This is a genomic window from Actinomadura chibensis NBRC 106107 (genome assembly GCF_001552135.1).
Classification (GTDB): Bacteria; Actinomycetota; Actinomycetes; order Streptosporangiales; family Streptosporangiaceae; genus Spirillospora; species Spirillospora chibensis.
Window position 1 is genome coordinate 32548 of the sequence record NZ_BCQP01000067.1, and the last position, 14572, is coordinate 47119.

The 14572-nt window shown below is 73.3% G+C and carries 11 protein-coding genes; 6 read left to right on the plus strand and 5 right to left on the minus strand.

Annotated elements, in window-relative coordinates; translation table 11 throughout:
- Positions 1–68 precede the first annotated feature (68 nt).
- Together ACH01S_RS34635 and ACH01S_RS34640 are read right to left on the minus strand one after the other, a co-directional pair.
- Positions 69–3800: a multicopper oxidase domain-containing protein gene (locus ACH01S_RS34635; RefSeq protein WP_067902019.1), complete on the minus strand. Its 3732-nt coding sequence runs from the start codon at positions 3798–3800 to the stop codon at positions 69–71.
- A 195-nt stretch (positions 3801–3995) separates the two neighbouring features.
- Entirely contained in the window at positions 3996–5474 is a 1479-nt protein-coding gene (locus ACH01S_RS34640) for an MDR family MFS transporter (RefSeq protein ID WP_067902020.1), read from the minus strand.
- 241 nt (positions 5475–5715) lie between these two features.
- Between ACH01S_RS34640 and ACH01S_RS34645 the strand changes: the two genes are divergently transcribed.
- From ACH01S_RS34645 to ACH01S_RS34660, 4 genes are all read left to right on the plus strand, one after another.
- Positions 5716–6264, plus strand: a complete 549-nt coding sequence (locus ACH01S_RS34645) for an RNA polymerase sigma factor (protein WP_067902021.1) — start codon at positions 5716–5718, stop codon at positions 6262–6264.
- A complete protein-coding gene (gene sigM / locus ACH01S_RS34650) occupies positions 6261–7013 on the plus strand; it encodes an RNA polymerase sigma factor SigM (RefSeq protein ID WP_083981484.1) in 753 nt (250 codons plus the stop codon). Before ACH01S_RS34645 ends, sigM begins: the two co-directional genes overlap by 4 nt.
- Positions 7014–7078: 65 nt before the next feature.
- Entirely contained in the window at positions 7079–7483 is a 405-nt protein-coding gene (locus ACH01S_RS34655) for a DUF6153 family protein (protein ID WP_067902022.1), read from the plus strand.
- A gap of 74 nt (positions 7484–7557) precedes the next feature.
- A complete protein-coding gene (locus ACH01S_RS34660; protein ID WP_067902023.1) occupies positions 7558–8157 on the plus strand; it encodes a DUF305 domain-containing protein in 600 nt (199 codons plus the stop codon).
- Positions 8158–8208: 51 nt separating this feature from the next.
- Here ACH01S_RS34660 and ACH01S_RS34665 read toward each other — a convergent pair whose 3' ends face one another.
- Positions 8209–10305 (minus strand): N-acetylmuramoyl-L-alanine amidase, encoded by a 2097-nt coding sequence (locus tag ACH01S_RS34665; RefSeq protein WP_148344515.1) that lies wholly within the window; start codon positions 10303–10305, stop codon positions 8209–8211.
- Positions 10306–10668: 363 nt separating this feature from the next.
- On the opposite strand from ACH01S_RS34665, the gene ACH01S_RS34670 reads away from it, so the two are divergent.
- Positions 10669–11238, plus strand: a complete 570-nt coding sequence (locus tag ACH01S_RS34670) for a TerD family protein (protein ID WP_067902026.1) — start codon at positions 10669–10671, stop codon at positions 11236–11238.
- Between the two features lie 6 nt (positions 11239–11244).
- Entirely contained in the window at positions 11245–12858 is a 1614-nt protein-coding gene (locus ACH01S_RS34675; RefSeq protein WP_067902028.1) for a TerD family protein, read from the plus strand.
- A 7-nt stretch (positions 12859–12865) separates the two neighbouring features.
- Here the strand turns inward: ACH01S_RS34675 and ACH01S_RS34680 are convergent, their stop codons facing one another.
- Together ACH01S_RS34680 and ACH01S_RS34685 are read right to left on the minus strand one after the other, a co-directional pair.
- Positions 12866–13927 carry an isoaspartyl peptidase/L-asparaginase family protein gene (locus ACH01S_RS34680; RefSeq protein ID WP_083981485.1) on the minus strand — a complete coding sequence of 354 codons (1062 nt, stop codon included), beginning with the start codon at positions 13925–13927 and terminating at the stop codon, positions 12866–12868.
- Between the two features lie 74 nt (positions 13928–14001).
- Positions 14002–14517, minus strand: a complete 516-nt coding sequence (locus ACH01S_RS34685; RefSeq protein ID WP_067902030.1) for a flavin reductase family protein — start codon at positions 14515–14517, stop codon at positions 14002–14004.
- Between the last annotated feature and the right edge of the window lie 55 nt (positions 14518–14572).

The window sequence follows — 14572 nt, forward strand, 5'->3', positions numbered from 1 at the left end:
ACCGCCGGCCGGTGGGGGTGGGCCACCCCACCGGCCGGCGGCGGTCCATCGACGTTCAGCAGGGGACGTCAGCGGACGTGGATCACCCCCCACAGGCCCTCGGTCAGCGCCCAGCGGAACACGCCCGTCCGGTAGGCGTAGTCACCGGGCGGACCGGCCCTGAAGGTCAGCGTGCGCAGCGACCCGTTGGCCAGCCCGCCGATCGCGCCGACGCGCGGGGCTTCGAGGTGCTCCTCCATGGGCCATGTCTGGCCGTGGATCTGGAAGGTGTGGTTGCGCGGCCGGTCCGACCCCACCACCAGGTGCACCCGGACGAGGTCGCCCGGACGGCACACGAGCAGCGGCGTCCCCGGCTCCTCGACCGCCAGCGACGGGCGCGTGGGGAGCAGGTGGGCGCTGCGGTAGTTGAACGCCTTCTGCCCCGAGTCCTCGGGCTCGTCCTCCAGGTCGGTCACCGGCTGGGTCGGGTCGCCGTGGTGGTACTGGCGGACGCCGTCCTGGAGCACGAGGACCAGTTCGTGGACGTCCTCGCCCTGCGGGCGGCGGATCGTCGCCTGGTGGCCCGTCCAGGCGCCGCCCCGCGGCGTCGCGTCGGCCGCCTCCACGACCAGCGCGCCGACCAGCCCGCGGTGCCGGTGGGTGCGGACGTCGGCGCGGTCCTCCAGGAGGACGACGCCGGGGGTGTCGGCGAACCAGCGGTAGGTGACGGCCGCGCCCGGCTTGACGGTGCCGTCGCCGTTGCGTCCGGCGTAGGCGCCGTCGCTGTCGCGGACGTCGTACCGCAGCGGTCCCACCGGGTGCAGCGACACCCGCGCCGACACCTCGCGCTCGGCGGGCTCGTCGAGGGCCGGGAGGCGCGGGTCGTAGGGGGTCGGCTCGGGCGGGACGTCCACCTCGTTCGTGAGCGTCACCTCGACCCACTCCCCGGCCCGGCAGCGCAGGACGAGCGGCCCTCCGTCGGTGGATCCGTCGTCCTGCCCGGCGACCGTGTAGACGAGGCCGAACGGGTCGCTGCGCCGGTCGCTGTAGGCGATCTCGCGGGCGACGGCCCGGACGTCGTACCGGCGCGCCGTGGCCGGGTCGAACGGCGGCAGGCCCTCGCCCCGGAACGCGCCCGGCAGCGGCGGGAGGTCGGCCTGCGGCGCCTCGTGGAAGCGGAACAGGCCCCAGCAGCCGAGCCAGGTGTCGTCGATCGCCGAGAACGACCACATGTAGTCGCCGGGCACGGGCGCCTCGCTGAGGTGCAGGCTGAACGCCTCGGAGATCCCGATCGTCTGCTGCGTGCGCAGCGGCGAGCGCGGGTCGTCCCGCCAGGCGTGCCAGCGCAGCCCGCTCGTCGTGAACCCGTGCTGCTCCTCGTGCGACCCCTGGTAGAGCCGGACGCGCACCTTCTCGCCCGGGTAGCCGCGCAGCATCGGGGTCTGCGGGTCGCCGTGCACGGCGCTGGAGAACCAGTCGGCCGGGTCGCCGGGACGCTCGTGCAGCGGCTCGCAGCGGTAGCCGACGGCCATGGCGCCCTGGTCGTCCATGGCGCCGGGGAACGACGGCGGGTTGATCGGGTTGCCGGTCTCCCCGGCGCCGTGCTCGAACAGCGGGACGAAGTCCGCCACCGGGACGACCCGCTCGCGGAAGGCCGTCCCGTCCGGGAGTTTCACCACGGCCGTCGCCGCGTTGCGGACCTCCCGGCCGTGGTCGTGCGGGTCGACCCAGACGGCGCCCTCCGGCTCGGCCGTCATGGAGCCGAACAGGCCGTGCCGCTGCCGCTCGTTGGCCAGCAGGTGGTCGTGGAAGAAGACGACGCCGAACTCCTCGTCGCAGTACCAGCGGTAGATCCACGAGCGGTAGCGCTCGTGGTCCCGCTCGCCCGCGTCGGCGGTGGTCGTTCCGGACAGGTAGTTCCAGCCGACGCTCGCGCCGTCCGCCACCAGCGGGTCGAACTTCACCAGGTGGACGTGCAGCCCGCCCTCCGGCTGGAACGGCAGGACGGTGTCGAACGCCGTCGCCTCGTGGCAGCCGGGCGGCAGCGCGTTGGTGAGCGTGAGTTCGAGGACCTCGCCCTTCCGGGCGCGGATCGCGATGGGCTCGATCCGCCGCTTTCCCTCCTCCAGTTCGCGCTGGAATTTCTCGATGCCGCCCGCCGCGTCGATCTCCTCTTGGAGGACGAAGAAAACCCCGCGATGGTCATGCCAGGTGGTGTGGTGGCCGCCGCTTTCCTTGCCCTGGTAATAGTGCAGCGTGCCTTGCATGACGACGAGGTGATAGCGGCGCACCGGGGCATCGGGATTGTGCGTCACCTTGGTGAACGCCTCGCCGGGCTGCGGGTCGGGAGCGAATGCGTTCCGCTCCAGTTCGGACGGCTCGCGTCCCATTCCCTTGGGCATTCCGGGGGTGCGCGGCGGGCGCGGCGACTTCTGCGGGTACGAGCCGTCCATGAACGCCGGGAATCCCGGCTGCGCCGGCGTCGGCGCGGGCGGCGCCGGACGGGTCGGCAGCGGGCGGAGCGGCGCGATGGGCGTGCCGTCCGGGTAGTGCCCGGCGCCGTCCTGGAGGACGTCGAACACCCGCCACATCCCCCACATCCCGGAGTGGAAATGCGGATAGAGGTGGCAGTGGAAGATGATGTCGCCGGTCGCCTCCTGCACCGAGCCCGCGCCGTGGATGGGCTCGATCGTGAACGCCTGCTGCGGGCCGAGCGTGATCGAGTCGATGATCGGCGACTCGTCGTGGCCCGGCACCGCGCGCCACTGGTGCAGGTGGAGGTGGAAGACGTGGGTCTCCTTCACCCCGGCGTGCACTAACCTGATCTTGGCCGGGTCGCCGCCGTAGGCGCGGAAGATCGGCGTCTCCGGGTCGCCGAACAGCCACGAGCTGTGGTGCTGCTCCTCGCCGACGATCGCGTCCCACGCCGGGTCGATCTCGCCGCGTTCGAGCAGCCGCTCGTAGGCGAGCGAGCGCCAGCCCATCGGCTCGGTGCGGTAGCTCATCAGCATCATCGACATGGTGTGCTCGTCCTGGCCGCCGCCGTGCCCGTCCCCGTGCCCGCCGTCGTGGCCGCCCTCGTGGTCGGGGAACAGGACGGGCGCGAGCCGCTCCCCGCCCGCCGCCGGGGAGTGCGTGTGCGGCCGGGGCCGGTCGCACTCGTAGGTCGGGTGCGGCGGCGGGACGGGGTTGTCGTTCGGCGTCTCGTCCTGCATGAACAGCGTGTACTCGCGGAAGCTCGGCCGTCCCGGCACGTGGACGTCGGCGTACAGCCCGTCGAGCAGCGGGTCGCCGGTGACCGGGTCGGTCCAGGTGGCGTCCTCGGGCTCGACGACGAGGGCGCCGAACAGGCCGTGCGCCTGCGAGCCGTCCTCGCCGCCGCGCAGGTCGGCGAGGTCGCCGAAGTGGAAGACGCCCTCGTGCCAGGCGTCCCATTCGTAGGTGGCGGTGCCGCCCGGCTCGACGGACGAGTCGGGGTTGCGCCCGACCGCGCCGCCGTCGGCGTTCCGCACCCGGTACCCGACGCCCTGGGCGTGGATCCCGGCGCGCCGCCGCAGCTCGTTGCGGAACCGGACGACGACCCGCTCCCCGGCCCGCGCCCGCAGCACGAGCGGCCGGACCAGCGGATGGGGCTTCGGGAGCCGCTCCGGCTCTTTCAGCGGGTCGGGAAAAGGAGTCGGAAAGGTCTCGCGGAGTTCGGTCAGCGCCCCCTCGTGCTCCGCGAGGGTGAAGATCATTCCGTTGCGGTCATGGTCCCCGTGTGCGTCGTAGACGATCGGCACGTGCATCGCCACGACGTCGTACACCCTTTTCACTGGCATGTGCGAAATTCCCCTGGAACTCCCGTTCGTGCGGAGGCCGCCGGTCCGTTTTCGCGGCGGCCCTCGTGCTGCGCGGGGTGCGCGGGGTTGTGCGGGGTACGCGGGGTATTGCGGTTTGTTGACAGTTTGACGACTCGGGGAGTCAGGAAGTTCCGGGAAGATCAGACCAATTTTGAAAAGAACCGTCGCCGCAGTTCAGTGGACGGTTTCGAGACCCGCGCCGGGAGCCGCGTCGAGTTCGGCGGCGTCGTCCGGGACGGCCGTTTCCACAACGGCCTTCGGACGCTTAGGCAGCAGCACCGCGACCCCGACCATCACCGCCGCCAGCACGGCGCTGATGACGAACGCCAGCCGCATCCCGTCGAGCTGGGCGGCGGCCTGCCCGACGCCCGCGGCGACGCGGCTCTCGGCGCGCCCGGACATGACCGTCACGACCAGCGCGGTGCCGAACGCGGCGGCGACCTGCTGGAGCGTGCCGAGCATCGAGCTGCCGTGCGCGTACAGCCGCGTCGGCAGCGCGCCCAGCCCGAGCGTGAACACCGGCGTGAACGTCGTCGCCAGCGAGATCATGAGCAGCGCGTGCAGGCCGAGCACCTGCCAGTACGGCATCGTCAGCGAGATCCGGGTGAAGCCCGCGAGCGCGAGGCTGATCCCCACCGAGCCCGGGACGATCAGCACCCGGGCGCCGAAGCGGTCGAAGAGGCGTCCGACGCTCGGGCCGATCAGGCCCATCGCGAGGCCGCCCGGCATGACGAGGAGGCCGGTCTGCAACGGCGAGAGGCCGCGCAGGTTCTGCAGGTAGATCGGCAGCAGGATCATCGAGCCGAGCATCGCCATGAACCCGAGCGCCATCAGCAGCAGCGACAGCGCGTACGTCGGGTGCCGCAGGACGCGCAGGTCCAGCAGGGGGGTGCCGCGCCGCTGGAGCCGGAGCTGCCGCGCCGCGAACACCGCGATCAGGACGAGCCCGGTCGCGACGATCGCCGTGGGCAGCGCCGTCCCGCCCTCGGCGAACCGGCTGAGCCCGTAGACGAGCGAGCCGAACCCGCCCGCCGCCGCGACGACGCTGAACCAGTCGATCGTGCCGGGCCGCGGCTCCCCGACGTCCTCCAGACTCCCGAGCCCGCGCCAGGTGATCAGCGCGGCGATCGGCAGCACCGCCGCGAACAGCAGCCGCCACGAGCCGAGCTGCAGGATCAGCCCGGACACCGCCGGTCCCAGCGCGGGCGCGACCGAGATCGCCATCGTCACGTTGCCCATCACGCGTCCCCGGTCCTTCTCCGGGACGACCGTCATCAGCGTCGTCATCAGCAGCGGCATCATGACCGCCGTCCCGGACGCCTGGACGATCCGCGCCAGCAGCAGCACCTCGAACACCGGCGCGACCGCGGCGAGCGCCGTCCCGGCGAGGAACACGCCCATCGCGGTGGCGTAGGCGCGGCGGGTGCTGACCCGCTGCAGGAACCACCCGGTCACCGGGATCACGGCGGCCATCGTCAGCATGAACGCCGTGGAGAGCCACTGCGCCGCCTGCTCCCCGATCCGCAGGTCCGTCATCAGCCGCGGGATGGCGTTGATCATGATCGTCTCGTTGAGGATCACGACGAACGTCGCGAGCACGAGCAGCCGCACGACGGCGGGCGTCCGCCCCGCGCGCTCAGAGGTAGTCTTCATGCCGGATCAGACCCGGAATGTCCCGAAAACTCATCGGTCTTCGGGGGGCCCGCGAAAAAAGTCCGCGCGAACGCCCCATCATCCCCCCGCCCCGCGGCCTGTAGACGGTGAGGATGAGACGACGGGACCCGGGAGGACGCGTGACGGACATCGGCGCGGTCACCCTTGCGGTGGGAGGGGCGCCGCGGCAGCGCCGCGCGTACGGTGAGGCGCCGGCGGACCTCGAGGCGGATCCGGCGCCGTGAAGGAGGAACCCGCCCACCTCCGGGCGAAGTACGACGAGGAGATCTGCGAGCTCTTCGTCGCCCACGCCGCGCGGCTGGAGAACCACCTCGTGCGGTTGGGCGCCTCGCGGACGCTCGCCGAGCACGTCGTCCAGGACAGCTTCCTCGCCACCCGGCTCCGCTGGTTCCACGTCCGCGGGCTGGACTGCCCGCGCGCCTACCTGTACCGGGTCGCCGAGAACCGGACCCGGAAGCTGCTCGGCAGGGAGGGCGGCAGGTGCGTCCCGCACCCCGACCCGCACGAGCTCGCGGCGCACCCCGAGCCCGTCCGGCGGGTGGCGAGCCCGGAGCTGCGGCTCGTCCTCGACGAGGCCATCGGCAGGCTCCCGGCGCGGGAGGGCACGGCCGCGCGGTTGTTCTACCTGGCCGACCACTCCGTGTCGCAGGCGGCGTCCAGAATGGGTATCAGCAAGGGCACGGTGACGAAGTACCTGGAGAGCGCCAGGGGACGGCTCCGGCGCGATCTCGGCGAAGACTTCACCTACTGGATGGAGGGCGAGCTGTGAGCAAGGACGCCGCCCACCAGCGCGACCACCGGCCCGGCGCGGCCCCGGGCGCCGTCGCCGACCACGAGCTGCTCCGCCGCCACGCCGAGGGAGACCCGCAGGCGTTCGCCGAACTGGTGAGCCGCCACCGCGACCGGCTGTGGGCGGTCGCGCTGCGCACGCTGGGCGATCCGGAGGAGGCCGCCGACGCGTTGCAGGACGCCCTCCTGTCGGCGTTCCGCGCCGCCGGACGGTTCCGCGGCGACACCGCCGTCACCACCTGGCTGCACCGGATCGTCGTGAACGCCTGCCTGGACCGGGTCAGGCGCAGGGCCGCCCGGCCCGCGACGCCGCTGGGGGACGCCGCCGCCTTCGACTCCGTCGCCCCGGTCATGCCCGATCCGACGGACGCGCACGTCCAGTCCCTCGACATCCACGCCGCCCTGGGACGGTTGCCGTTCGAGCAGCGCGCGGCGGTCGTCCTGGTCGACATGATGGGCTACTCCGTCGACGACGCGGCCCAGGTCCTCGCCGTCCCGCCCGGGACGGTCAAGAGCCGCTGCGCGCGGGGACGCACCAGGCTGAGCGGGATGCTGCGGATCGGCCCGGCGTCCGCGCCGCCGGAGGGGGCCGACCTGGCGCGGCTCCGCGCGGCGCTGCGGCGGCTGATGTCCGACCCCGGCGAGCGCGAGCGGATCACGGCCATCGCCGCCGAGGCCGTCGCGGACGAGCTGCCGCGCCTGCCCGGCGGCCCCGGCCCCATGCCCTGATGTCGTCGCCCGGCCGTGATCGTCGACTACCCTGGCCCCGGAGACGGACGGCTCGGGAGTGGCGGGTGCGACGGCTGAGGGACGCGGCACGGCGCCGCGACGAGCGGTCCCTCCTGCTGCCCGTCGGCCTGTTCCTCCTGTTCTGCGTGCTGGCGATGCACGGGTTCCAGGCGTCGCCGAACCAGACGGAGATGTCCGGGGTGCCGCTGACGTCGATGAGCGCCGGGCAGCACGGCGCCGACCAGGCTCCGGCGGTCCCCGACGACTCGGGCGACCACCATCCGGGCGGCCAGGTGTGCCTGGCCATGTTGAGCATGGTCGTGCTCGTCGCCGCCGCCGTGCTGCTGGCTCTGCGGTCGCGCGACCGGGTCGTCCCGGTCCCGCGGGCGGCGGTTCTCGTCCGGACCCTGCGGGGCGGGCGGCCGCCGCCGGCACCGTCCCTGCATCTGTTGAGCGTGTTGCGGCTGTGACAGGGCCGCGGCGCACGCGTTCGTCGGCGTGCGCCGGACGGTCCGGCACAGAACTCGACACGGAAGGTTCCACGATGAAGCGCGTGTTCGCGCTCGCCGTCGTCCCCGTGCTCGCCGTCGCGCTGACGGCCTGCGGTGACGACGACTCCGGCTCGATGCCGGAGCATTCGATGCGGCCCGGTTCGTCCTCCAGCGCGGGGACGCGGTCCGAGGCGCACAACGGGCAGGACGTCATGTTCGCCCAGATGATGATCCCGCATCACCGGCAGGCGATCGAGATGGCGGACCTCGCCGCGACCCGGGCGTCCTCGCCCGAGGTCGGGCGGCTCGCCGCCGCGATCAAGAAGGCGCAGGACCCGGAGATCACCCGGCTCTCCGGCTGGCTGACGTCCTGGGGCGTGGCCGTGCCGCCGTCCGGGACGGGCTCCATGCACCACGGCGGCATGGACGGCATGATGTCCGCGAAGGACATGAAGGACCTGGAGGCCGCGAAGGGCCGGGCCTTCGACACGTCCTTCCTGGAGATGATGATCGAGCATCACCAGGGCGCCGTGGAGATGGCGAAGACCGAGCAGGCGTCGGGGCGGTTCCCGGCGGCGAAGCGGATGGCGGGGGACATCGTCTCGTCGCAGTCCGCTGAGATCGCCAAGATGCGGTCGCTGCTCAAGCGGTAAGAGGTGAGGAGCGGGCGGGGCCTCGCGCCCCCGCCCGCTCCGACCCGCGTGTCAGCGCAGGTAGACCAGGCCGTCGATGCCGACCGTCGGGCGTCCCGTCGTGCCCGCGACGACGATCTTGATCGTGTGCTTGCCGCTGGTGCTCCAGGTGCGCGTCCACAGGAGCTGGCGGTAGGCGGTGGACGAGGCCCGCGTGTCCAGCGTGCCGATCTTGGCGCCGTCCACGTAGACGTACACGGCGCCGACGTTGGTCGCCCGCTTGAAGATCAGCCCGGCGGTGCGGCCGGTGAACGTCCAGCTGGCGCTGGCGCCCTTGGAACCGCTGTAGAGGCCGCGCCCGCCCAGGTAGTACTTGGTGGTCGTGACCTTCCAGGTGCCGGTGCGGCGCGCCGAGCCCTCGCTGATCCCGCCCGCGTAGCGGCTGAGGGCGGCCGTCCCGGTGTTGCCCGCGGCGTCCGCGGCGGCCAGCGCCCACGACTGGGTGGCGCCCGGCTTCGCGCTCGCCGCCCAGCTCGTCGTGGTCGGGGTGAACGTCTTCGCGGCCGGGGACGTCGCCTTCAGCGCGGCGAGCAGCGTGTTGTCGGTCGCCTTCCAGCCGAACGTGACCGGGATCGCGGTGCTGTTCACCGTCGACCTGCGCAGCGCGAGCGCCAGGGACGACACGGTCGGGCGCGTCGTGTCCGCGACCACCGTGAACTGCGGGGACGCGGACGTCGTGCCGTCCGCGAAGGTCGCGTTCAACTGCACCGCGTGCGTGCCGGGCGCGAGGTTCACCGTCGCGGACGCGTCCCCGGCGGCGGGCGACGCGGCGGTCGCGCCGTCCACGCTCACGGTGTAGGACGCGCCGTCGGCGGGCGTCCAGTTCAGCGTGGCCGGGCCGGTCGTGTAGTAGCGGCCCCCGGCGGCCTTCGCGCCGGTCAGCGTCGCGGCCAGCGCCGGGACGGTGATCTGCTTCGCCGCCGTCCGGACGGCGGGAAGCGCGGCGTAGAGCTGCGCGCCCGGGCAGGCGGTCGCGAACCCGTCGCGGTGCCCGGAGATCGTGTAGAACTCGACCTGCTGCCCTTGCGGGTACTTGCCGTCCGGCACGTTCGAGGTCAGCGTCGTCTTCGCGGTCGGGTCGACGCCGGTCAGCCCGAGCTTCCACGCCGCCACCTTCGCGACGCCGTCGAGCGACGCCTTGGTCGGCGCGACGCCGGGCGTGGTCGGGTCGTCGGCGGCGGTGTGGGTGCCGAGGACGGCGATCCCCGTGCTGTCGGTGTTGAACCCGTAGGTGTGCGCGCCGTGGACGGGACGCTCGACGCCCCCGGCCCGTCCCTCGAACACGGTGCCGCACTTGTCGACGAGGAAGTTGTAGCCGATGTCGTCCCAGCCCTGGCTCTGCACGTGGTACAGGAACACCGACCTGACGACGGACGCGGACTGCGCGCACGTGTAGTCGTTGCCCGTGTCCGTGTGGTGGACGAACGCCGCCTTCACCGACGAGTCGTACGTCGGCGGGTTCCGGACGATCGACTCGTCCGCGCCCCACCCGGAGCGCGGCACGATCGTCGGCTTCGGCGCGGTGACCGGCCCGGCCAGCGGGGTGGTCGCGGCGACGAGCCTCATCCCGGTCCCGGCGCCGGGCGCGGCGGCGCGGGGCTTCGGCGCGACCGTCCGGCCGGTCTCGGGGTCGACCAGGTCGACGCGCAGGCCGTCCGGGAGGGTGCGGCCCTGCCCGGTGACGCGCACCTCGACGCCGTCGGACGGCCCGACCCACAGCCCGCTCGTGCCGCCGCGGCCGCCCCGGTCGGGGGCGTCGGCGGACGCGGGCTCGACGGACCGCCAGCCCGACCAGGCGCCGGTGCGGGCGTCGCGGGTGCGGAGGCGGACCGTCCCGCGCAGCTCGTCGCGCGGCCTGTCCCAGGTGACGCCGACCAGGCTGAACGGCTCCGTCCGCGCGGCGGGCAGGCCGACGACCTTGCGTCCGGCCTTGGCTCCGGACCCGGCCCCGGCCGCGGGGAGTTCGGCGAGCGCCCTAGCCTGTACCCGGCCGCGGCCCGGCTTCTCCTCCGCCGCCCGCGTGGCATTCGAGTGGGCGGAGACCGTCCAGGTCACCGTTCCGGCCACCGCCACGGCGGCGACCGACACCCCGATCAACGTACGCTTCACGATGCTTCTCCGTTCACGGCCGAGCCCATGATCAGGAAGCGCCACAGCCGCCCCAATTGTCACACATGTCCTGGATGTCAGAAGCCGTGTTTGTCGTTCGGGCTCGGGCGGTTCTACGCGGCGCCGCCGATTCGGCGCGCTATCAAAGCGGCGCGGGAAAGGGGCTTGGAAAGGCGGCCGGGCACGTGGATGGACATGGCGGGGAGCATGCCGGACGGGTACGACAGTTCTGCTCATGGCGAGAACGACCAGGGCGGGCGAACGGGATGACAACGGCGGGCCGGGCTGCCAGGCTTTCGTCGCACCTGGTCCGCCTTTCGGGGGACCGGGTCGCCGTTCTGGGGACATGAGGAGGCGACGGCTGTGACCGTCTCTATGACGAAGGGCCAGCGGATCTCGCTGGAGAAGCCGGGCGGGGCGCTGCGCATGGTCCGCATGGGCCTGGGCTGGGACGCCGTGAAGAAGAAGGGCTTCTTCGGCTCGCGCGAACGGGAGATCGACCTCGACGCGTCCTGCGTGCTCTTCGCCGACGGCCGCATCGCGGACGTGGTGTACTTCGGCAAGCTGACCAGCGACGACGGGTCCGTCCGGCACACCGGCGACAACCTGACCGGGGCGGGCGACGGGGACGACGAGTCGGTGATCGTCGACCTGACGCGGCTGCCCGTGCACGTCACGTCGCTGGTGTTCACCGTCAGCTCGTTCAACGGGCAGACGTTCAACGAGGTCGAGAACGCGTTCTGCCGCCTCGTCAACGAGACCGACGGCGGCGAGCTCGCCCGCTACACGCTGACCGGCGGCGGCGCGCACACCGCCATGGTGATGGCCCGCCTCTACCGGCACGGCGAGGCGTGGAAGATGAACGCGATCGGCGAGCCGTGCCACGGCCGCACCTTCGAGGACATGCTGCCGACCATCACCGGCCTGGCCTGACCGCCGATGCTCGAACTCTCGTCCGGCGCCAACGCGCCGCTGCCCGCGCGCCGGGTGGCGGTCACGGTGTCCTGCGCCGTGCCCGTGGACGTCAGCGCGCTGCTGGTCGGGCCGGACATGCGCGTCCGGTCCGACGACGACCTCGTGTTCTTCAACGCGCCCGAGGCCCCCGGCGTGCGGTGGGCCGACGGCGGCGGACGGCAGCGCGTCGAGCTGGACCTCGACGCGGTCCCGGCGGACGTCCGGGCGGTACTGGTGGCGGTCAGCCTGACCGGCGGCGGCGTCTCGTTCGGGACGGTCCCGCCGCCGCGGGTGCAGGTCGCCGTCGCGGGCGGCGAGGCGGTGGCGGGGTTCACCGTCGCGGGCCTCGGCGCGGAGAAGGCGATCATCGGGCTTGAGGTGTACCGGCGCGCCGACCGGTGGAAGGTGCGCGCGGTCGGGCAGGGCTACGCGGGCGGGCTGGCCGAGCTGGTCGAGGCGCACGGCGTCGAGGTGGACGACCCGGGCGAGGCGGCCGAGCCCGGCCTCGGCGCCGCGCCGCCCGGCCCGTCCCTCGGCGCGCCGCCCGGCCCGCCAACCGGGCCTCCTTCGTCGCCCGGACCGTCCTCCTCGGAGGTCGGGTACCTCGAACGGTGCTGGCTCGTCTGGGAGGACGCGAGCCGTTCGGTGGCGGCGTTCCGCGCGTCCACCGAGCACGCGCTGAACGTCCGCAACGACGAGGTGACCGGGCGGGCGCCGCGCGGCCGGTTCGACGAGCTCATGGCGGCGGCCGACCGGCGGCTGCGCGACGACGCCGCGCAGCTCCGCGACGAGCTGGCGCGGGTGGAGCCGCACGTCACGGCCGAGGCGGCGCCGTTCGACGCGCCGTCCTGGCTGACCTGGCGGCCCCGCACCGACCTGGCGGAGGGGATGCTGCTCGGCCGCCTGTCCACCGCCGAGCTGCCCGACCTCCGGGTGCCGCTCGTGCTGCGCGTCCCGTGGCGCGGCGGCGTGTGGATCTCCGGCGGGACGGCGCCCGGCGACGCGGCGGCCTACGCCTGGTCGCTGGTGACGCGGTTCCTCGCCGCCGTCCCGCCGGGGCTGGTCGGGCTGGAGGTGATCGACGCGACCGGGCTGTCGGGCGCGCGCATGCTGAACTCCTTCGATCCGGGCGCCGCGCGCCTGCTCGGCGGCGGCGTCGCGACCGGACCGGCCGCGGCCGAGCGGGTACGGCGGCTGCTCGACCTCGTCGACCTGCGCCGCATCGGCGGCTCCGACGACGACCCGGCCGCCGCCGGGCCGCCGGTCCGGCTCGTGGTGATCATGGACGCGGGCGCCGCCCTGGACGGCGAGGACGCCCACCACCTGCTCCGCCTCGTGGAGGACGGGCCGCTGGTCGGCGTCCCCGTGCTGCTGGTCGAGTCCGACACCCCGGCCGCCGAGTCGGTGCGCGCGATCCGGCTCCGCCAGTCGTGCAACAACCTGCCGTCCAGCGACGGGACGGTCGGCGACTCGTGGGTGGGCATCGACTGGACGCTGACCCCCGAGGTGCTCCCGGACGCGGGCGACGGCGCCCGCGTCCCGGCGCTGCTCGCGCACGTCCTCGGCGAGCACGCCCGCGCCATCGCCTCCTTCGACTGACCGGGTCCTACTCGGCCGGGGTCTCGTCGTCGTAGAGGCGCGTGACGATCCCGCCGTCCTTCGTCACGTAGCCGTTGATGATCCCCTTCGTGCTGTGCGGGGTGGCGAGGGTGCCGCGCCCGTCCAGCGCGATGACGCCGCCGGTCGCGCCCAGCGCGGTGATCTTCTGGTTGACGACCGTGGCGGCGGCCTTGGTCACGGGCAGGTGCGCGTACTCCATCAGCGCGGACACGTCGTGCGCGGCGACGCCCCGGATGAAGACCTCGCCGGTGCCGGTGCAGGAGATGGCGAGGGTGCGGTTGTTCGCGTACGTCCCGGCGCCGATGACGGGGGAGTCGCCGACCCGTCCGACCTCCTTGTTCGTCAGGCCGCCGGTGGACGTCGCGGCCGCCATGTCGCGGGAGCCGTCCAGGGCGATCGCGCCGACCGTCCCGCCCACCTCGGACGGGTTCCCCTTGGCCTGTCCCTTGGCCGCCATGAGCTGGTCCCAGCGGCGCTGCGTCCAGAAGTAGTCCTGCGTGGTGTACGGGACGCCGTTGCGGAGGGCGAACTCGTCCGCGCCCTTCCCGGCGAGGAAGACGTGCGGCGACTTCTCCATCACCAGCCGGGCGAGGGAGATCGGGTTCTTCGTGTGGTGGACGCCCGCCACGGCGCCCGACCGCTGGTCCCTGCCGTTCATGATCGAGGCGTCCAGCTCCTGCTCGGCGTCGGTGTTGAACACCGCGCCCTTGCCCGCGTTGAAGAGCGGGTCGTCCTCCAGGACGTTGACCGCCTTCTCGACCGCGTCGAGCGCGGGCTTGCCGTCCTTGAGCAGGCCGTAGCCGGTGCGCAGGGCCTTGGTGAGCCCGTCCCGGTACGCCTTCTCCTGCTCGGGCGTGATGCTGCCGCGCGGCAGCGAGCCCGCGCCGCCGTGGACGGCGAACACGACGTCCCGCACCCCGGACCCGGGCGCGGTGGCCGGGGCCCGTGCGGGTAAGGCCGCCGCCGCCGGGAGCTGGGAGCCGGACAGCCCGACGACCAGCGCGGCGAGCCCGGCGCAGATCAGGAAGGGACGCTTGGGAGACGACATCGCAACCTCCTCGGTGGATGACCATGGTCGTCCCCGGCCGGACCCCGCCGACACGGCCAACACCTGCCAAAGCGCTAGTGCGGGGTGAACGTCCCGTAGGCGCCGCGGTGGAACAGCAGCGGGGTGTCGTCGTCGCCGAGCTGGAGGTGCTCGACCCGGCCGACGACGATCTGGTGGTCCCCGGCGTCGTGGAGCTGCTCGGTGACGCAGTCGATCCAGGCGACCGCGCCGTCGATGATCGGGTTCCCGGCGGGGGACGGGTGCCAGCCGATGTCGTGGAACTTGTCCGTCTTGCGCATCGCGACGGCGCGGCAGACGTCCTCCTGCGCGGCCGACAGGACGTTCACGCAGAACCGCTCGCCCGACTCGCGCAGCGCCCGCCACGAGCTGGAGCTCTTGTCCGGCAGGAACGCCACGAGCGGCGGGTCGAGCGAGACGGAGGTGAACGAGCCGACGGTCATGCCGAGGGCCGTGCCCGCCGCGTCGAGCGCGGTCACGACGACGACGCCGGTCGGGTAGCGGCCGAGCACGTGGCGGAAGCGCGCCTGATCGATGACCGGCGCGCCGTCCCCGTTGGCGGTCAGCGGCATGACGGAACTCCTCCCTGTAGCGATCACTACAGAGATTGCCACGAGAGACCCCGGC